This is a genomic window from Paenibacillus sp. KN14-4R, assembly GCF_052180255.1.
Taxonomy (GTDB): domain Bacteria; phylum Bacillota; class Bacilli; order Paenibacillales; family NBRC-103111; genus Paenibacillus_AM.
Genome location: NZ_CP197466.1, coordinates 4,074,633 through 4,095,518 on the forward strand (window position 1 = coordinate 4,074,633; position 20,886 = coordinate 4,095,518).

18 protein-coding genes are annotated in these 20,886 nt (G+C 43.5%); 2 read left to right on the forward strand and 16 right to left on the reverse strand.

The genetic code is table 11. The features are described from left to right. Positions 1–137: 137 nt before the first annotated feature. Complete coding sequence (locus tag ACSBOP_RS20060; protein WP_442602247.1) at positions 138–812, forward strand: hypothetical protein; 675 nt, start codon at positions 138–140, stop codon at positions 810–812. Between the two features lie 75 nt (positions 813–887). Here ACSBOP_RS20060 and tkt read toward each other — a convergent pair whose 3' ends face one another. From tkt to ACSBOP_RS20085, 5 genes are all read right to left on the reverse strand, one after another. Next, on the reverse strand, positions 888–2,870 hold the full coding sequence (gene tkt, locus ACSBOP_RS20065; RefSeq protein ID WP_442602248.1) for a transketolase: 1,983 nt from the start codon (positions 2,868–2,870) through the stop codon (positions 888–890). Positions 2,871–2,928: 58 nt separating this feature from the next. After that, positions 2,929–3,939 carry a LacI family DNA-binding transcriptional regulator gene (locus tag ACSBOP_RS20070; RefSeq protein ID WP_442602249.1) on the reverse strand — a complete coding sequence of 337 codons (1,011 nt, stop codon included), beginning with the start codon at positions 3,937–3,939 and terminating at the stop codon, positions 2,929–2,931. Between the two features lie 258 nt (positions 3,940–4,197). Further along, complete coding sequence (gene nfsA / locus ACSBOP_RS20075) at positions 4,198–4,947, reverse strand: oxygen-insensitive NADPH nitroreductase (RefSeq protein WP_442602250.1); 750 nt, start codon at positions 4,945–4,947, stop codon at positions 4,198–4,200. A gap of 54 nt (positions 4,948–5,001) precedes the next feature. Continuing rightward, complete coding sequence (locus ACSBOP_RS20080) at positions 5,002–5,658, reverse strand: metallophosphoesterase family protein (protein WP_442602251.1); 657 nt, start codon at positions 5,656–5,658, stop codon at positions 5,002–5,004. Between the two features lie 6 nt (positions 5,659–5,664). Beyond that, a complete protein-coding gene (locus ACSBOP_RS20085; RefSeq protein WP_442602252.1) occupies positions 5,665–6,504 on the reverse strand; it encodes an EcsC family protein in 840 nt (279 codons plus the stop codon). Positions 6,505–6,697: 193 nt separating this feature from the next. Between ACSBOP_RS20085 and ACSBOP_RS20090 the strand changes: the two genes are divergently transcribed. After that, positions 6,698–7,240 carry a DinB family protein gene (locus ACSBOP_RS20090; protein WP_442602253.1) on the forward strand — a complete coding sequence of 181 codons (543 nt, stop codon included), beginning with the start codon at positions 6,698–6,700 and terminating at the stop codon, positions 7,238–7,240. Here the strand turns inward: ACSBOP_RS20090 and ACSBOP_RS20095 are convergent. The 11 genes from ACSBOP_RS20095 to ACSBOP_RS20145 all read right to left on the reverse strand — a co-directional run bounded on the left by ACSBOP_RS20095 (position 7,207) and on the right by ACSBOP_RS20145 (position 20,829). Beyond that, on the reverse strand, positions 7,207–8,976 hold the full coding sequence (locus ACSBOP_RS20095; protein WP_442602254.1) for a sensor histidine kinase: 1,770 nt from the start codon (positions 8,974–8,976) through the stop codon (positions 7,207–7,209). The two genes, ACSBOP_RS20090 and ACSBOP_RS20095, sit on opposite strands and share 34 nt — an antisense overlap. 11 nt (positions 8,977–8,987) lie before the next feature. After that, complete coding sequence (locus tag ACSBOP_RS20100) at positions 8,988–9,668, reverse strand: response regulator transcription factor (RefSeq protein WP_442602255.1); 681 nt, start codon at positions 9,666–9,668, stop codon at positions 8,988–8,990. A gap of 32 nt (positions 9,669–9,700) precedes the next feature. Beyond that, on the reverse strand, positions 9,701–10,519 hold the full coding sequence (locus ACSBOP_RS20105; RefSeq protein ID WP_442602256.1) for a C39 family peptidase: 819 nt from the start codon (positions 10,517–10,519) through the stop codon (positions 9,701–9,703). A gap of 691 nt (positions 10,520–11,210) precedes the next feature. After that, positions 11,211–12,356 (reverse strand): ABC transporter permease, encoded by a 1,146-nt coding sequence (locus ACSBOP_RS20110; RefSeq protein ID WP_442602257.1) that lies wholly within the window; start codon positions 12,354–12,356, stop codon positions 11,211–11,213. A 1-nt stretch (position 12,357) separates the two neighbouring features. Further along, the gene (locus tag ACSBOP_RS20115; RefSeq protein ID WP_442602258.1) at positions 12,358–13,476 is read right to left on the reverse strand and encodes an ABC transporter permease; all 1,119 of its coding nucleotides are present in this window, start codon (positions 13,474–13,476) and stop codon (positions 12,358–12,360) included. Between the two features lie 30 nt (positions 13,477–13,506). Beyond that, positions 13,507–14,442, reverse strand: a complete 936-nt coding sequence (locus tag ACSBOP_RS20120; protein WP_442602259.1) for an ABC transporter ATP-binding protein — start codon at positions 14,440–14,442, stop codon at positions 13,507–13,509. 127 nt (positions 14,443–14,569) lie between these two features. Further along, on the reverse strand, positions 14,570–15,694 hold the full coding sequence (locus ACSBOP_RS20125) for a sensor histidine kinase (protein ID WP_442602260.1): 1,125 nt from the start codon (positions 15,692–15,694) through the stop codon (positions 14,570–14,572). Between the two features lie 13 nt (positions 15,695–15,707). After that, on the reverse strand, positions 15,708–16,391 hold the full coding sequence (locus tag ACSBOP_RS20130) for a response regulator transcription factor (RefSeq protein ID WP_442604542.1): 684 nt from the start codon (positions 16,389–16,391) through the stop codon (positions 15,708–15,710). A gap of 71 nt (positions 16,392–16,462) precedes the next feature. Beyond that, positions 16,463–17,362: an ABC transporter permease gene (locus ACSBOP_RS20135; protein ID WP_442602262.1), complete on the reverse strand. Its 900-nt coding sequence runs from the start codon at positions 17,360–17,362 to the stop codon at positions 16,463–16,465. 699 nt (positions 17,363–18,061) lie between these two features. Further along, positions 18,062–19,066 carry an ABC transporter permease gene (locus tag ACSBOP_RS20140; RefSeq protein WP_442602263.1) on the reverse strand — a complete coding sequence of 335 codons (1,005 nt, stop codon included), beginning with the start codon at positions 19,064–19,066 and terminating at the stop codon, positions 18,062–18,064. Positions 19,067–19,215: 149 nt separating this feature from the next. Next, entirely contained in the window at positions 19,216–20,829 is a 1,614-nt protein-coding gene (locus ACSBOP_RS20145) for an ABC transporter substrate-binding protein (RefSeq protein WP_442602264.1), read from the reverse strand. Between the last annotated feature and the right edge of the window lie 57 nt (positions 20,830–20,886).

The window sequence follows — 20,886 nt, forward strand, 5'->3', positions numbered from 1 at the left end:
CTCCTTCTATTCATAGTATAAAGTCTCCCGTTAGAGGAGAGTCAACCACCCTCGTAAAAGCTTATAGCCCAGATGTTCCGTTTCCGTGTATAATTAATTTGCCAATATATAACAAACAAAGGATAGGGAGAGGTTCGATGAAAAAGAGTTGGAAAGTGCTCACCGGAGTATGTGCAGCCTTCATGATTGTAACGGGTTCTGTTGCAGCTGCAACATCCTTACCACGGATTTTTGTCAATAACAATGAATATGCCAGCAGTTATTTCCATTTAAACATGGTGAACGACAAGGCAATGGTATCCTTGCGATCCATAGTGGAGCATCTTCAAGGAAAAGTGACGTATACGGACGACACGATCCACGTGGAAATGCCCGAAGCATCCAAGCTAGCTAATCAAGTTCACAGTTTGGAACGAGGATTAGAGGCAGAGTCACCTGAAGATGCGGTTCAAACCTGGATTCGTGGCGTTCAAAGACGTGGCGGTGCGACGCAGTATGCTGTTCTATCACCAGCTCTTCGCGAAGCAACTAAAAAAGATTTCGAAGATTCCTACTGGGTAACTGGCGGCTCCAGTCCGCATATGGGGAAAGTCGCTAAGTTGAATTCCAAGGAAATCTCCCCCGATCAAGTTCAAATCTCATTCGATTACCCGCTCATTGCAAGCGGACAATCCTTTGATACAGGTAGTGCAGTCATCACGGTAGATAAAATTAAACGGGAATCATTCGATTATTGGGCCATTTCAAAAATTGCTTTAAAGAACCCTAATGATACAGGACTTATGATTGGGGCAGTTGAACTGAATAAATAACTAAAGAGCCCCCAACTCCGCATCAATTGCGGATTGGAGGCTCTTTCCTATTTTCCGGATAATAGCTATAAGTTCTTAAACCAAAGCTTTCACTTTGCTTACTACATTCTCAACAGTAAAGCCATATTGTTTAAGCAGCACGCCTGCTGGAGCAGATGCGCCGAATGTGTCGATACCAAGCACGTCGCCGTCTAGGCCAACGTATTTGTGCCAGCCGAGTGTTGCACCCATCTCGATTGCAAGGCGAGCACGGCATGCGCGTGGAAGAACGGACTCTTTGTACGCTGCTGGTTGCGCGTCGAACAATTCTTGAGATGGCATACTGATGACACGAGCATCGATACCAACAGCTAGAAGTGCTTCTTGTGCTTTCATCGCCAAGTTCACTTCAGAACCTGTTGCGATGAGGATCGCGTCTAGGCGTTCTTTTTCAGCACCGATGATATATGCACCTTTCTCTACAAGCTCAAGGGAGGAAGTAGCCATCACATCAAGCGGTTGACGAGTCAGTATGATCGATGTTGGCGTCTTGCTAGAAGATACAGCGAGCTTCCAAGCACCTTGTGTTTCACGTGCGTCTGCAGGACGGATCACGTTCATGTTCGGAAGTGCGCGCAGTGCAGCCAATTGCTCAATTGGCTCATGCGTAGGACCATCTTCACCAACTGCGATACTATCGTGTGTTAACACGTAAGTTACAGGCACGCTCATCAAAGAGGATAGGCGCATTGCTGCTTTCAAATAGTCGCTGAATACGAAGAACGTACTGCCGAATACGCGAAGACCTTTATGCACGGCCATACCATTCAAAATCGCAGCCATCGCGAATTCACGCACACCATATTGAATGTTACGGTTCGCTGGCTCAGCAGGTGTTAGCAAGCCTTCGCCTTTGATCATCGTCATGTTGGAATGAGCAAGGTCAGCAGAACCGCCCAAGAAGTAGTTCAAGTTCTTCGCAATTGCATTAATCGCATCTTGGCTGGAGTTACGTGTAGCTTGTTGGTAACCTGCTTCATGTGTCGGCAAGTCAGCAAATGTATCAGCAGGAAGTTCAGAACGAACTGCCATCATAAGCTCGTTGTAGAGCGCTGGGTGTGCAGCTTCGTATTGTGCCATAAGCGCATCCCATGCTGCCATTGCTGCCTGTCCACGATCAGCGACTGTTTCTTTGTAGTGTGCATATACTTCTTGTGGAATCTCGAACGGTTCGTGTGTCCAGTTGTATGCAGCTTTCGTAAGTTTGGCCTCATCTGCGCCAAGTGGTGCACCGTGAACTGCATTCGTACCTGCTTTACCAGGGGAACCGTGGCCGATTACTGTCTTCACCTCGATCAAAGTTGGACGCGCTGTATCGCGTTTTGCTTCTTCAATCGCTGCGTTTACAGCAGCTACATCCGTACCATCCTCAACGAGGATCGTCTGCCAACCGTATGCATCAAAGCGTTGACGTGTATTTTCCGTGTATGCCTCAGATAGATTTCCATCTAGACAGATGTCATTGGAATCGTACATCATGATCAATTTGCCTAACTTTTGGTGACCTGCAAAGGAACACGCTTCAGCCGATACACCTTCCATGAGATCGCCATCACCACAGATCGCGTACGTGTAATGATCCACAACAGCTAGACCGTCACGGTTATATTTTGCAGCCAAATGCTTCTCAGCAAGTGCCATACCTACTGCCATCGCAACCCCTTGTCCAAGTGGACCTGTCGTCGCATCTACACCTGCTGTGTGACCAAACTCAGGGTGACCTGGTGTTTTAGATCCATCTTGACGGAATTCCTTGATGTCTCCGATGGAAAGATCGAAGCCAGTTAGGTGAAGAAGTCCATATAGAAGCATAGAACCATGACCTGCAGATAATACAAAACGGTCACGGTTGAACCATTCTGGTGTTTGTGGATTAACTTGCAAATGCTTCGTCCAAAGCGTGTACGCCATCGGCGCAGCGCCCATCACAATACCCGGGTGACCGGATTTAGATTTTTCAATTGCATCAATACCAAGCGTACGAATGCTATTAATAGATTGTGTCATAATGGAGTTCATAAAATTCCCTGCCTTTCGAATGTTAAAATGTATCTCTCCATACTAGCACCTACCCTTACTATAATCGAGGGCTTGCTGTGCTGTTACGGATGATGAGTTCTACATCTAACACCTCCGTGCTTTGCACGAAAGTATTATTTTGCAATACATATATGAAGTTCGCTGCTGCCCGTCGCCCTATTTCATAAATGGGTTGTCTAATGGTTGTTAGTTTCGGAGACAGGTAGTGCGCGAACGAGATATCGTCAAAACCTACGACAGACACATCCTCTGGTATGCGTTTGCCAAGTTGAATTGCAGCTTCATATACCCCTATGGCCGTCAGATCATTTGTGGCAAATATCGCCGTTACATTCTGTTCAGCCATCAGCCCAAGTGCAGCTTGGCATCCGCCTTCTATCGTTAAATCCGCTGAGACGACAAGCTTCTCATCGTATAAGACGCCATGCGCTTTGAGTGCATCTTGGTAACCTCGCAGTCGCTCATTGATATTGCAAAGACCCTTGCTCTCCGCAATACATCCGATCTTTCGATGACCCAATTGAAGCAGATGCTGCGTAGCCAAGTAGCCACCTTTCCAATCGTCGACAACAATGCCGTTGTACTGCAGCTGCGAATCATGACGATCGAGAATGACAAAGGCGATGCCCTGTTCTTTGAGATACGTATAATAGTCCTGCGTGACCGTGTTCGTAGAGGAAATAATAACCCCTTCGACAAATCGTTCTTTAAGCACGTTGATGTACATCTTTTCTTTGTGTATATCGTTATACGAATTGCACAAAAATACGTTGTAATTGTGCTCACTTAGGCCATCTTCTACACCCTTGGTAATTTCAGCGAAAAATGGATTTGTGATATTTGGAACAAGCAGACCGATCGTTCTAGTCTTATTTGTTATCAATCCCCTCGCGAGTGCATTCGGGCGATAATTATGTTCCGCAATGATGGATCTAACACGTTTGATCGTGTCTTCACCAATGTTGTGGCACTTGTTATTCATAATCAAAGATACTGTCGTAATCGAAACATTCGCTTTCTTCGCAATATCTTTAATGGTGATGCTCACATACTCACTTCCTGTAGTAAAACGTTTTACTAATTCTTAAAAAAAAATCACAAATCGCTTTCTTCAAAGGAATTGTGTTCAATGTGCTTGGTTGGCACACTCTCATTATAAATACTTTTACGATGCAAAATCAACATTTGTCCATGCTTCGTGCTCGCTTTTGTGGGACGTCTCCGCCATTTTATCACAAAATGAAATAAAATAAATAAAAGTAAAAAAGGAAATTTATGTTATTTATTGAATTAATGGCTACTCCATTTACCTTTTATTCCATCCTTGCTGTTCCAAGTAAGATTTCATGTACATTCTAGATTGCTTGTTGAGCATATTCGCCATCTGGCTTGTCCACGTATCTTGACGTTTACCGCCTGTACGCTCTCCATAATAGGCTTTAATTGTGTTGTTATACTGTATGAGCTGATCCTTTGTCCGATTCTCATCCTGCTCGTATTCTTCTTCATGATACACATGCGCTAGCGGCAGACGAGGTTTTTGACTCGATTCTTGCAGCGGATAGCCGATTGTAATTGCAAAAAGCGGAATAACGCGCGAAGGCGTCTTCAGCACTTGGGCCACTTCGTCCAACTTGTTACGCAAGCCGCCGATGTAGCAAATGCCAAGCCCCATCGACTCTGCAGCAATAACTGCATTCTGCGCAGCCAATGTTGCATCAATTAACCCAACCATAAATTTCTCCGTACTCTCAAGTGCAGGTGTGACGTCGATTTCTTCCATCTGACCGATCAACTCATGACGGTGTAAATCAGCACAGAACACAAGCAAGTGACCGTTATGCTCCACATACGTCTGATTCCCGCACAATTCTGCAAGCCGCTTCTTCTTCTCAGGGTCCTTGATCCCAATTATGGAGTAGGCTTGGATAAAGCTTGATGTGGAAGCTGCCTGAGCCGCTTGCACAATGGTATGAATTTGTTCATCCGTTAATGGGCGATCCTCATATTGACGAATCGAGCGGTGATTTAGAATTGTTTCAATGACAGTGTTCATCTGCATGTCCTCCTTGGATGCCTTATTTTTGTAAAATTATGTAATTATCACACATTATAATACATCACCCATCTCTGTAGGCAAGTGGACAATCTCGATGACCTCTCCATCCGGGGTTACTTTAAGCGCACTCAATCCATTCGGCTTGTATGCACCTGTATCAATGTTCCACGCATGTGCACTTCTATCATACTCTGGTTTGCCCGATGGACATGGCGTATGCCCAATAATCTGCAGCTTCCCGATGTGCTTAAGCGGTGAACGATTCCACAACACACTTACCGGACTATCTTCTTCAAAAGGATCATTAGCCGCTATTGAAATACCCGCATGACTAACGAAAATGTGTTCATTCTCCCAACGAAGCGGAAGCCCTTCGATCCAATTCGTAACATCGGATAGTTCCATATTCGCCTTCTGAAGCTGCTCTAATGTGACCTGACCACACTGTCTAAGCCAATTATGATTCGGCCCATGAAAGATGTGTTCCATCAGTTCAAATTCATGATTTCCTTTTAAAAAGACAGCCTTCTCGCCATAAAGCTCCTTCAGCTCTCTCGCATAGTGAAGCGTCTCAGGTGTGAAATTCCCCCGATCAATCAAATCCCCCAGCTGCACTAGGATTTCCTGCTCAGGATTCCAATTGTCCTCTACAAGCTTACGAAACGTATGATAACAGCCATGAACATCTCCCACTACCAATAGATTCATCTCGTCCTACCTCTCATCTTCCCGTAACAACTCCATAATTCTCCGTTTGCGGTACAGCATCCTGCCTGTCTCGGCAACGTCTTCCACAGTCGATTTATTTAAAAATGCGCCAAACACCATCCCTACAACGGGAACCATCTGGAACAGTTTCTTCCATCCGAAATTATCAATATAAAGAACCACCGTCTCCCGCCAGCCTTGAATTTGCGAAGCAATTTGCTTTTGCTTCACTTCATCCCCAAAGGATGTCAGATCATCCAAAATCGCTTTTTTCCCCACAATATCGGAAGAAGAGAATTGCAAACATTTGACGATAAAAATACGCTCAGCAGGATCATTCGGGTCATACCCATAACAGATCGCTATCTCTTGCAGCACTTTCAGCGAAATACTGAGCACTGCGGGAATATCTATCGCAAGTGTGAAAATGCCGCCGAAGCCTGTCGTTGCACCTTGCATAAATGCCATATTCGTGCGCGATTTCCGCAAATCATCCGCTACAGCGTCCATAACAACAAGCGACAATGAATGGTTATCTCCCTCTTTATCGGTACCTGATTTTGCAGCATACTCCGCAGCTTTAGCGTCCAGCTTTTGGATAATATCCTTCTCGCTGATCAAATATTGCCCGCCCGTCTGGACATAACCGCCTACTTCATCAATAATTTGCCCAATCTTATCCTGCATAAATTTCGGTGTTAACCGATCCAATATGGCAAATGGCAATCGCCCTAACTTCTCCCAGAACCAAAGGGAACGCTGATCTTTCTCCCATGCTTCAATTTCCGCTAATGCTTTCATCCATTCTTCTTTCTTGTCCTTTTGATTCAAAACATGATTATTCATCGGATTATACCTACCCTCATTTACATTACAAGCATTTCTCTATATGATACGAAGCAGTCCCTCTTTGGTAGCGAGATTAGAAGATTAGAAGATGAGCAAACAAATTTAAGTTGCCTGTTTTTTTATGTATACATTTATTTCATAATTTCCTAGAATGGAAATATTGCTTTATTTGCACAGGAGGGTCCTCAACATGAAATCTGAAAGCATAACAAAACATTTTTACACATTAAATCAGCAAAGATGTAAATACTTGCCCAAAATACAATCATTGTCACAGGAGGAACTATGGCATCGAAATGAAGATGGAAAATGGTCGATCGGAGAGCATTTATATCACCTCTATTTAATTTTAAGAATGCTTAGAAGGGCAACTAGATTTTCTTTCGTACTTACTCCATATGCAAAATTAAAAAGAAATAAGCCATTTGCAACTGAAATAAATGACATTTATGCAGAATATAAAAACAAGAAAGGACGCGGAATGAGAGCCCCTAGAATGTTAGTACCACCAAAAAGGATACGCTATTCTTTGGATGCGAAAGCATTAGAACAATTACTATTGAACGAAACAAATGCAATGGAAGATTTGGTTCAAAATATGGAAGAAGATATTGCTGGGCACATTGTATTTTTAGATCCACTTGCCAATTATCCGAACCTCATTCAATCCATTCAGTTACTTGCTATACATGAGAATCATCATTTCACCATTATTGAAAATAGGTCAAAATAAAACATAACCCCTCTCGGCGTATTTATTACCCCAGCGTTTGCGCCGTGGAGGTCTAATATATTTTTCACAATCGCAAGCCCGAGGCCTGTCCCCACCGAATTACGCGAGGGATCAATGCGATAGAATCGGTCCCATATTCGTTCTAAATCTGCTTCGGGAATGTGGCTGGCCTCATTTTCGATGGCAATACGAATCTTACCCTCCATAGACTTGAACGTCACATAAATCGCTAACCCGCTAGGGGTGTAGGAAATAGCATTGCTGAGCAAATTCACTAGAACTTGTTCAATCCGATTACTGTTCCCCCATACAATTGGACTGCTGTCATCCACATTGAACTTTAAATTTTTATCCTCCAATTGAAAGACAAACTTCTCACTCGTTTTGATAACAAGGGGTCGTATGGAGAAGGCTGTCATGTTCAGCTTGTACGTGCCGGATTCGAATTTAGCCAGCTCCAGCATATCGGTGACAATTCGATTCATATAGGTAACCTCACCGGCTAATGCGTTAAAATAGTACTCGCTCTTATGCGCGGCTACCCCTTCTTGCAGCATGGAAATGCAGCTTTTCATCACGCTTAAGGGTGTTTTGAGCTCATGCGAGACACCTGCTACGAAATCCTTGCGTACTTTCTCAAGCTTACGCTCTTTATCTATATCCTGCTGCAGCTTACTATTGGCAACTTCCAGTTGATCGATATGACTCTTCAAATTCGCGGATAGATGATTAATACTGTTGGATAAGCTGCCAATTTCATCACTGGATGTCACAGGCAATTTTTCGTCAAAATGAAGATCGACCATCTGCTGCGTTACCCGCTTCATACGAATGAGTGGTCCTGCAATCATTTTGGAAAAATGCAACGATAGCAGGATGACGAAAACCACCGCACTTAGACAACCCAACAAGTAATACTTCCGCATCATTCCAACGGCTTCATTAACAGGCTGCAAATACGTCATGCCAAATAGGTATGACTTAATCCCACCGTTTTTAATAATCGGTTTAATGAACAACTTATTCGTGACGCCGCTTTCGACATAATCAATTGTTGTTATGGCGTCGGTCAATTGAATTTTACCAAGAACAAGCATCGCCTGAAAATATCGAATACTCCTCATAAATTCTAGACTTGTTAAGGCTGGTAATTCATCTTGATTTTTGGGCAAATGCAGCTTCGTTATCGTACCTTCAATTGTCGTCACTTTCTTTTCTTCATCCATGGATTGCTCGCTCTTCAGCAGCTTGTTGATTTCTGAGTTCATCCAATCGAATTGAGTTTTAATGGCATACCCCATAATCTGAAATGGATAAAACTTCCTACCTTGGAGAATGCCATAGGCGGCGATGTAATCACCTTCCAGAAGTTTATACAAGAGACGATTATTCACTTCTTTGAATGAAATATAATTGTTAAGTGGAATACGTATCTTGGATTGATGATACATCAGCTCAATGTAATAGTCTTCACCGATTTTCACGTTGCCCTGTGTATCCAAAATGGACAAGTACGTATGATTAGTTTCATAAAATTTTTCGATTAACGCGTTAACTTCATCCGGATCTTGTTTTTTGGACTCATACGCTTGGGAAAAGCTCTCCATCTGATGCGCCACTTTTTTCACTTTATTTTTCACATAATAATATTTAAAAAAATAGGTCTGTCCAACAAAAAAGGCTGCAAATACAAAGATAAACAGCGCCATCGTCCATATGAATAACTTAAAGGTCACACTTCGAGTCCTCATGCTTGTACCTCGAATTTATAGCCGGATCCAAATACAGTTGCAATATGTACAGCTTTATTACCTAGCTTACTGCGAAGGTTACGAATATGCGTGTTGATCGTACGATCACCCCCGTCATAATCATAGCCCCAAATATGAACAACAAGTGCTTCTCTTGTGATCACGAGTCCCTGGTTATCCATTAAATAATTCAAAATCTCGAATTCTGTATGTGTCAGATTAATTTCCTGTGCATCCACCGATACGATGCGGGAAGATCGATTGATGAGAATACCTGCAAGCTCAATCATGTTATCCGAATGCGATGAAGTAGGCTGCACCCGTTTCAGTAAAGAATTCGCTTTTGCAACCAAGACAGAAGGACTAAAAGGCTTTGTAACATAATCGTCTGCCCCCAGCTCATATCCTAGCAAAGCATCTTCCTCATCCGACCGCGCGGTCAACATAATAACCGGAACCGAAGACACACTACGAATATGACGGCATACTTCCCATCCATCCAACTTAGGCATCATGATATCCAGAATCACCAAATCAACTGTCGACTGGTCAAAGAGCGTAATGCCCTGTTGACCGTCAGCAGCTTCAATAACTTGATATTCGTTGTTCTGAAAATAATCGACAATCATTTCTCGTAAAATGGCTTTATCTTCAATTATAAGTACCGTTCGTTCCAAGCGGATCACCTAATCACGAATTAGTTCTTACATTACTTAGCCTCAGCCACAAGTTGTGGCGTTAGACCAATAGCTTGACGGCCCATTTGAATCCATGCTTGTTCAAAATCATACTTTCTCACTTTGCTTGCATTTCCAAGTGGGTCGTTGATATAAATATAGTCCTTATCATACCCTGTCATCACAACACTATGCTCACGGTATGTAACTTTAACTGGACCATTTGCTGTGTCCCATGTCTGGAAGCTACTCTCCGGCAATTCAGCATAGGAACCATTCGTGATGACCCATACAGGAGAACCATGATCGATCATCGTGTATAAATCTTTCATATCCTTGCCTGTTACATTCACCAATTGATTAGGCAAATAGGAGGAGCCCAGCTTAAATACGGCATCGGAATATACGCCTAGCCCTGGATTATCAAAAGAATACATATCCCCCACGAAACCTTCGTTCATATCGCCATGAAGATCATCATCCATAAAAGGAATCTTCGGCATGTTGCTCGCAAGCTCCATTTTCCCTACGTTAACGCCTGCAAATTGAAGCAACATCGTGAGGCTCGTTACCTCACAACCACGAGGAAGCTCCGGCATTTGATAAACAAGCGGAACATCAAGCTGTCTGCCTTCATCTTGACTCTGTTTCTGTGCATTCTGCTCCATAACCGTAGGACTCATCTGTGGAACAGCTTGTAAGTTATTATGCGAATCTATGGTTTGGTCGCTATCACTGGCAAGTGATTGATAGGAATCCCTATACCCCGTAAAGTATGAGCTATTTAAAGTAAGCACGAGGCAGAATGCTACGACAGGCAGCACATACACCCATAACTTATTCTTCTTCATGATGACAATCACACTCCCAATATTCGTAATCTCTCGTTGTCTAGTAAGAGTGTAATTGGGAGTTATCAAGATGAGATAAAGATAGATTCACACATCAATTAGTAATAGTTGTAAAAAAATGTATTGTGCCCATACGTTTGAGCGGGGGGAGGGGATGGCTAGGGGGTTCCAATCGCTGTTGTGCTCAAGTTCCTTGATTCGATTAAACAAAATGATGGAACTTGAGCACAATGGCGAACGCTCCGCTTTTCCACCCCCTAGCCATCCCCTCTTTTGTTCTACTTCGAGCTTTCTTCTCTATAATGCAAAAAAAATGCTTGGATAAAGGTTTATCCAAGCACTATTTCATATTCAATTTGTACTTAAATTCGGGATTAACGAATGCATAGTTTATATTGGAGTTGGTAATATGAAACGCTTACCAATCTACCAAGTTTACTATCCTTCTCTTGAATTATGCCAGAATAATTTTCCTGCATCATTTTTAATTGGGCTTCAATGGTCGGGCTGAATAATGCCTTAAAGAGCGTGTTCAAAAAGTCAAACGGAGGAGAAAAGAAGCAACTGGAGGAACGAAGTGTTCGCCTTTGAAATCGTGAAAATACCATATAATCTAATCAAATGTCACGATTTCAACAGCGACCGGAAGTGCTTTTTTTCTTCGTAGTGATCACACTTTTTGAACACTCTCTTAAATAAAGTTCTTCGCATGACTATTACGTCCAAACTTATAAATCGCGATCAAAAAGAATGCCACAGCGAAGGCACATATGATCAAGAAATTCATCGACAAGCTTCCAAAGCTGCTGCCTTTTTGCAATTGAGTCACTGTATCAAGCACCCAGCGTTGTGGAACAAAATCGCCAATCTGCTGAACCACCTTCGGCATAATATCGATTGGCCAGAAGCACCCAGCAAGCATGCAAGTAGGAACGAATATGAGATTCTGTAAAGAGCCAGAGGTGTTTGAGCTGTTGGCAAAAGCTACCGTCACGAGCGAGAAACCAATGGCTACTAAAGCGAACAGCATAAGGACCAACGACATCTGCCAGAATGGCAATCCTAGATCAAAATTAAACACATACCTCATCATCACGAGAGTGAAAATAATCTGAACCATCATCACACACATGTTCACAATCACATTAGAGAACACATAACTTCTAGCCTTGATGGGTGTTGTTAACAAACGATAATAAGTTCTGTTTTCTTTTTCCTTCAGAATAATCTCCGATAAGTTACCCGCGGATAACAACATAATCATCATTAGGAAACCAACCGCTTGGTACGTCATTATTTTATTTTTGGAAACATCTTCAAGTTTCGTGCTCTCTAGCTTAAACGAAGCATGTTGATAGTTATCGTACATGTTCTTGAACACAGCTGAATCACCTTTGGCAGCCTGACTAATGACTGTGATGTTATCGATATAACGATACAAATCATTCTTCACAAATGCTGTGATCTGCGCCCCTTTTACAGATACAATCTCAATATGATCTGGTTTTCCATCCTGTACAGATTGAGCGAACCCTGCATCGAACTTCACAACGCAATCCAATTTCCCGGATGTAATTTGATCATCGACAGCGGAGCTTTCGATGACTTTGACATCCACAGATTTAAGCTTCGTCAGAAACCCAATCGTATCGGTCGTAATCGGTTGATTATCCTGATTCACAATACCGATATGAAGCATCGGCTGCCCATAGTTTCCATAGGCAGCAAAGGCAATGAGAATACCAATCAGAGGTGTTAATAAGTAGAACAGCATCGTCTTCTTACTCTTGAAATTCACTCTAAAGGTATGTTGAATGAGCCAAAATAACTCGCGCACCTTACAACCCCTCCCTTTTTCTCATGGATACAATTGAAATGAGTATCATAATCACCGCGACAGCGATATTAAAGCCGATTGCCGGTATGGCTGCGGATAAATCGCCTGTGTAGATGATTTTCGTAACTGCAATCCGTACCCATGTGATCGGTGATAAATGCGTAATGATGTTAACGATTTGATCCGAAGTGTCAAATATGAAATAAGCACCGCCCAAGACGGAGAAGATCTGGATAGCGGTCGAAATGATAGATCTTGCTGAACCTGTCGATTTCGCCATATAACTTACCCCGATACCACAGCTGATCGCCAAGAGTACTTGTGTAATGAGCACGAGCGTAACAAGTCCTACATGGTCTCCCCAATTCGCATGGAACACATATTTACTAAATAGGATAAGAATGATCACATACAACGATTGAATCACAAGTGCCCCAATTATTTTACCGATAAAAATCTGCGCTTTACTAATCGGTGCCGCGATTAATCGATCTGCTGTGTGGGCGGCACGCTCGCCGCGTAATAAGTGTAGGGCAAACATGGCCCCGTACAGGGTAATCATCGATGTCATAGCGATGGCATAATAGTCCATGGCCCCCGGCTTATTCAGCGTATGAAGCGATGTCTCCTGGATATAATCCTGCTTACCGCCGCCTCCGAGCAATTGCATTGCGGCTGGATTAACCTTCGCCAGCTCCGAACCCACATTGTATTTATCTACGACTGTGGTGAGCATACCTTGAATAATGTTGCTCTCGATACTCGTGAGCTCACTGCCATAGAGCTGCACCCCATTAGGCCCAATATCCACAAATGCATCATAGCGGTTCTGCCGAACTTCTTCCTTCCCATCTTGATCCGGCGTCGCTTGAATAAAAGTAATCCCTGACTTACTCGCTTCTTCTGTTACCTTTTGAAAATAAGTGGAGAACGCCCCCGTGCTGTTATCTTGATAAAGCACCTGAATCTCTTTGACTTTTAAGGTCGTATCAAATGCATTGGAAAGAGCTGTTCCTAGAATCAACATCAATACAATTGGCAATGCCAGCATGAACAAAAATGATCTGCGATCCCGCAAACTGTTCTTTATTTCTTTAACCGCTATGTTAAAAATAATCACGTTGTCACCCTCCTTATCACCTGATTACGGTTAGTCCCGTAACTTTCTCCCTGTTAATGTTAGAAATACCATCTCAAGATTAGGTGCTTGTTCTTGCACCGAACGAATCTCGATATCTAGATTCATGAATAGCTGAATGATTTTATTCAAATTATTGACGCCAGTATCGGAATTGATCTTAACGATGTTCTCTTCCACTTGAATCGCCTTCACTCCGCTGATTTCTTTTACCTTCTCGACATTCAGATTCTGAGTTGACTTCACTTCAATCCAGATATCTTTTGTGTCCGTTATGATCGCTTTGAGCTGCTCTTTCGTGCCCTCTGCAATGATTTTCCCGTGGTCAATAATGGCAATTCGAGAGCAGATCTCTTCCACTTCTTCCATGTAGTGACTCGTATAAATGATCGTGCAGCCCATTTCATTGAGCTTACGAACCGATGCTAGGATGTAGTTACGTGATTGGGGGTCAATACCGACTGTTGGTTCATCCATAATGATCAGCTTCGGTCTATGTGCAATCGCACAGGCAATATTCAATCTCCGCTTCATCCCGCCTGAGAAGCTGCCCGGAATGCTCTTGGCTTTATCGCTAAGTCCTACGAAATGCAGAGCTTCCATCACCCTCTCATGCAGCTCTGCGCCACGTAATCCATACAACCCTGCAAAGAACTGTACATTCTCATAAGCAGTTAGATTCTCATAGATCGCAATATCTTGCGGGACGATACCAATGTTCATTTTGGCAAATTTATTAAACTTGTGGATGTCTTTACCGAGTATGGAAATTTGGCCATCCGTACTTTGGATCAGGCTGGAAATAATATGGATCGTCGTACTTTTACCTGCGCCGTTCGCTCCTAGAAAGCCAAAAATTTCGCCTTGTGCAACGGATAAGGACATATTGTCTACTGCGATAAAATCGCCATATTTTTTCGTTAAGTTTTTCACTTCTAAAATATTCATGGTTCACTTCTCCTCTTATTGAACTTTGTAAAGCAAGTATAGCGAAAAAGGATGAACCTCTATAAGTGCAGAAGTTCATCCTTTTCATATGAGAAATCTCATGTTGTTCATGTGAGGAATGGGATGCTTAAGTAGGAATGGGAAGCAGCGTCGTGACAGAGAATCCATCCGATCCATCGCTAATCACCGTACCGCTTAATGCAGCTGCGCGTTCTTCCATCCCGACGATACCGAGTCCTTTTTTAATGCGTGGTGTTCCTTTCCCATTGTCTTTCACCTTCGCTTTGACAAACTTGTTCAGCACTTGAATCTCAATGGAAATACTCGTCGCTTCTGCGTATTTCATCGTATTAGTCAGTGCCTCGGTAATGTTCTCGTGAATGATTTTCCACTGAATGGGCGTAATAATATCTAAGTTTCCTTGGTGTGTAAAATGAGTCTGGATCGCATGTTTCACTGTGAATTCATCAATGGCGAGCTTCATCCGATGAATGCCCATTTGTTCTGTAGGAGGCTTCTTATTCTTAAGGGTGAGTCGAATGTTTTCAATACCTTCTTTGGATATATGTATCGCATTTTGAAGCAGTTCAATTGATTTTTCTTTATCTAAGTCCATTAAACGCTTGGATGCTTCCATTTGAATTAAGGCAGAGGTCATGGAATGACCGATCTGATCATGGATTTCTTGTGAGATTCGATTACGTTCTTCTAACTTGTATGTGTATTCCGACTGCCGGATGAACTCGGTGTTCTCATGCAGCTTTTTGGTGATGCGCTGAATATCTTTACGTAATTGATCAGATTGTTCCTCGAGCTTCTCATATCTTGCTGCAGCGATGTGCATGGCAATGAGCAAAAACAAACTTAACAGTGCAGACAGACCATATATAGACAGATGTGCTGCATCGATGAGAATCATGCCAGGAGCAAGCGCAGTAATAGCAATCGTCCAATTATTCGTCGTGTAGTAAACAGCCAGCTCGTAGATCAAGATCGGCAGCATCAGGAGAAATATAGGATCTACTTTGGCGTAGGCCACCAGTACAATGATAATGGATAGCAGTATAAACGTTTGTCTGAGCCCATTTAGCTTGCCTTTAAACATTTGGACGACATAAATCGCCATGTTTGCGCATAGCAAAAGCAGCATGGTGATTACAAGCGTGGTAATGTCAGAAGTACCTTCTTGAGCAACATTAATGATGATATAGACTAATACAATAAATTTATTAAAAATGAGGACTAGTTCCATCGTTGTACCTCGTTTAGTCGATTTTGCCTGTCAAATAGTAAATAGCAATTTGTGTACGATGTTCAAGATTCGTTTTCCCAAGGATGGATGTGATGTAGTTCGCAATCGTTCCTTCGGAAATAAATAGCTGTTTGGAAATTTCCTTGTTGGATAAGCCTTTTGCAATATGCTTCATAATATCCAGTTCGCGCTCGGTGAATGGACTTGTATCGATAAGGGACTTCGTCTCTTTTGGCTCAGTTAAATTAGACTTAAGCTTCTCAAGTACAACGTCTTGCATCACGTTATTCCCGTTGTACACGCTGATGATCGCATCACGTATCCGCTCGGGGTCGTTATTTTTCAATAAATAGCCTTTAGCACCGTATCGAATGGCATCGAGAATATATTCATCATCATCAAAAGTTGTAATAATAAGTGGTTTCGTTGCCGTCTGCTCGCAAATGAGCTTGGTCGCCTCTACCCCGTTCATATTCGGCATACGCACATCGAGTAGCGCCACATCGACTTGATGCTTGAGGCAATAATCAAGTGCCTCCTGCCCATCTGATACCGTATCCAATACTTCAAAGTCTGCGTACGTGCTTAAGATCAGTTTCATGCCTTCACGAATAAATGAATTGTCATCTGCTAAAATAATTTTAATTGTCACTGTATCATCCCTTCGTTCAGTTATGTTCTTATTCCATTTATACATGAAAAAAGCAGAGCGAACAATCATTTCGCGCTGCTTTTACTATTGGGAACAGAGAACACTCATTTCACAACTTAATTTTTCAACCGTGGATCGAGAACATCGCGAAGTCCATCACCAAACAAGTTAAACCCGAGTACCGTAAGCATGATTGATACCCCTGGGAAAATAACGGTCCAAGGCTCTTTCTCGAAAAATTGCCTCGAATCCGAGATCATTTTCCCCCACTCCGCTTCAGGCGGCTGGGCACCGAGTCCAAGGAATCCAAGTGCTGCTGCTTCAATAATCGCAGTCGCTATACCTAGCGTTCCTTGCACGATAATCGGAGCTAAACTATTGGGGAGCAAATGAATGAACAAGATACGTCGATCCTTCATCCCTTGCGCCTTGGCAGCCATAATAAAATCCTCTTCCTTCAAGCTAAGTACCTTGGAGCGAACGAGCCTACCGAATGTTGGCACATTGACGATGGCAATAGCAAGCAAGGCATTTTCCAGAGAGGGTCCTAGTGCAGACACAATCGCAATGGCAAGCAGGATCCCTGGAAAAGCGAGTAAGATATCGAAGAAACGCGAGATCAGTATGTCTACCCATCTACCATAGTAGCCGGCAAAGACGCCTAAAATCGAACCCGCAATCATGGAGGCGATGACAGAGAAAAAGCCAACGGTCAGAGATATCCTCGCCCCATACACGATACGAGCAAATAAATCACGCCCCAGGTCATCCGTTCCGAACCAATGCGCGCTAGACGGCGGCAGTAGTCGATTCTCTAGCTCAGGGTGCTTATAGTCATAGCTTGTAAGCAGCGGTGCTAGCAAGGCAACCAAGATGAAAAACAAGATGATTACGGCACCAATCATGGCGAGCTTATTCCTGCGTAGTCCCCTCCAAGCATCACGCCAAGGGGAGTGGACTTCTTCGCTTGATTTGCTGCGTTGGGATGCCTGTGGCTCAAATGAGAGTTGTGGCATGGTTTCACCTCCAGAGTGTAGTGCTTTGTGTATGCCGACTGCGGGATGTCTATATCCTTCCTTGCTCTGTTGAAATCGTGTTCTCTTGATTAGGTTAAGAGAGGTCAGAACACGATTTCAAAGGATCACCGCTCCGCTTTCCAGGACATAGACATCCCTCCGTCTCCTTTCAAGCAGTCTTTCCCTAGCGGAAGCTTTGCTCTGCAAAGGCTTCCGCTTTCCCTTGCGACCTCACTTCGTTAGGCGCAAGTCTCTACTTACAAAGATGAGGCTCCGCCATGCTTGGTGGGGCAGGGACTTGCTCCGTATAACATCACGGAGTAAGCAACTTGCAAAGCAACCCTTGCCCCGAGGTTTAGGATGGGGCAAAAGAGACCTGAAGCGAGTGCTTCCCCAGATTGGGGGAAGCACAAGGCTTCGAAGAAATCCCGCTTTGGGAGCTGTGCGACCCAAACCTCCTGCCCACCCCCAAGCCGTGGAGTATGCTTGGGAAGTAGGGCTGTGGGTTAAAGCATCGAAGTGAGGGAGATGGAGGGTTGTTTAAGTCTTGGAGAGCGAAGCGGTGATCCTTTGAATTCATGTTCCCACCTTCCTAACCTAATCAAAGGAACATGAATTCAACAGAGCACGGAAAGACTTAAACAAACCCGCAATCGACCGCGCCCCCACGAGATCTTTCCACCCAAAGCGCCAACTCACCTACTTATAGCTAATCCGCGGATCAATGTACGCATACAACAGATCCACCAACAAATTAATCAACACAAAGATCAGCGCAATCACCAAAATCCCCGACTGAATCACCGGATAATCCCGGAAACTAATCGCATCATAGATATAACGTCCAACTCCTGGCCAAGCAAAGATCGTCTCTGTCAGCACCGCTCCCCCGAGGAGCAAGCCCGACTGAATACCGATCACCGTAACAACAGGAATAAGTGCATTTTTAAGAGCATGCTTATAGACAACGAAAAATTGCGAGAGTCCCTTTGCCTTCGCCGTACGAATAAAATCGGAACGCATAACCTCCAGCATACTCGACCGTGTCATGCGGGCAATAACCGCCATCGGAATCGTCGCTAGAGCAATTCCCGGCAAAATCAGATGCTTCAACGTTTCCACGAATTGATCGAATCGTCCTGCCAGCAAAGAATCGAGTACGTATAAACCTGTAATACTATCAACCGGATCGCGAATGTTCATCCGTCCAATCGATGGAAGCCACTTCAACTCGACAGCAAAGGCCCACTGCTCCATCAAACCAAGCCAAAATATGGGCATCGACACCCCAATGAGCGCGATAACCATACTCATGTAGTCAAACCAAGAGTTTTGCTTCCAAGCACTCAATATCCCTGCATTTACACCTACAAATACTGCAATTAGAATGCTTACAACCGTAAGTTCCAACGTTGCTGCAAGATAAGGCGTAATCTCCTTTGCAATAGACGTCTTCGTCCGTATAGAATTACCCATATCTCCAGACAACAGCTTACCCATATAGTTCGTGTATTGCTCATACCAAGGCTTGTCTAAACCCAACTGGAGCCGAAGCTCCTGCTTCGATGATTCAGTCGCTTTTTCACCCAGAATGACATCAGCCGGGTCCCCTGGAATGGCATGAATGATCGAAAATACAATCAAGGTCATGCCAAGCAGTACAGGAATGAGCATAAGCAATCGTCGCAGTGTGAAAGCCACCATATTGATTCACCTCCGCTACTACTTAACTCTTCAATAAGAAAGAACCGGAGCAGTCGGCCAAAGGAAACGTCTTGTAGCGTCTCTATGCAGACTGTGCATTTCCTAAGTGTATCCGCCTTCTGCTCCGATTCTATTCGAACGGGCTTTCCTTACTCGATAACCATATTCATGTACGTTTCTGAACCTGTTGGTGATGGCACATATCCTTTTAAGCCTTTTTTAGCTGCGAGCAGTGGTGTGGAGTGTACGAGTGGAACCCATGGAACGTCTGCTTTAATGATTTCCTGTGCTTTTTTATACAAATCTGCACGCTGCTTCTGATCCGGAGTGGATTGTGCTTTTAGAAGAATTTCGTGTAACGGATCGCTGGAATAGAACGCATAGTTATTACCGCCAATCGCTTCTTTATCCAGAGTCGGATACAGGAAGTTATCTGGATCTCCATTATCCCCTGTCCAGCCTATGAGGAAAATGTCATCCTTTTCACCTTTTTTCAAATCTTGCAGATAAGTCGCCCACTCTGGGGACTCAATTCTTGTCTTAATACCTAACTTTGCCAACTCAGCTTGCAGCGTTTCCGCTATCTTTTTCGCATTTGGCATATAAGGACGTGGAACAGGCATTGCATAGAATACGAGCTCACGGTCAAATCCATTTGGATAACCCGCTTCTGCTAACAGCGACTTTGCTTTTTCAATGTCATAAGGGTAATCCTTAATATCTTTGTTATAACCTAATAAGGACGGTGGCATTGTATTAACAGCTGGAATCGCTAATCCGCCAAAGAACGCCTTGATCAGCGCCTCTTTATTCACCGCATAGTTCAAAGCAAGACGTACTTTAGGGTTGTCAAAAGGTTTCTTCTTCTGGTTAAATCCGAAATATCCGATGTTAAAGGAAGGGCGTAAAATCTTTTGCAACGTAGCGTCACCTTCGACTGTTTTCAAATCATCCGGGTTTACATCTTCCATCAAATCCAGCTCACCGGAACGCAAGGCGGACAATCGAGCCGAGTTGTCAGGAATGGAGCGAATGATCAGCTTATCCGCTTTCGGTAAGCCTTTTCTCCAATAATCTTTATTTTTTTCTAAAGTAATAGAGTCATTACGTTTCCATTCTTTGAAAATGAAAGGTCCTGTTCCAACTGGATTATCTTTGTACTTCTCTTTGTTGTCTTTTATCGCCTTCGGACTCGCAATGCCGAAGAATGTCATCGCAATATTTTGAAGGAATGGTGCCTGTGGTTTGTTCAAAATAAACTGTACGGTTAAATTGTCCACGGCTTTAATTTCTTTAATGACGCGATTGTCCTTTGCACCAAACATATCGTTGTAGTAGTCAAAATGCTCTTCTCCAAACTTATAAGGACTCTTCGGGTCATGCCAGCGCATGAAGTTGAATACGACCGCATCTGCATTAAATTCAGTACCATCCGTAAACTTGATGCCTTTGTGAAGCTTGAAGGTATAGGTCAGACCGTCACTGGAAACTTCATAACTATCTGCCAAGTTCGGTTCAACTTCTGTCGTCCCTTCCTTGTAACGAAGCAATGTTTCCGTGATCTGTTGGGCAACTTTTGACGATTCGCCATCTGTTACAATCGCCACGTCTAGTGAAGCGGTATCGCCTCCACGACCAACGATGATCGTGCTTTGTTTGCCACCACTACTACTGCCCGTGCCCGTGCCCGTGCCCGAGCAAGCCGTGAGTACCGTGGACATCACCATAACGACGGATAGCGCCACTATTTTCCATTTTTTCATCCTACAAACCCCCTTCACTTTATCAAACAATCTATATAATCCAGCAGCGTTAAATCA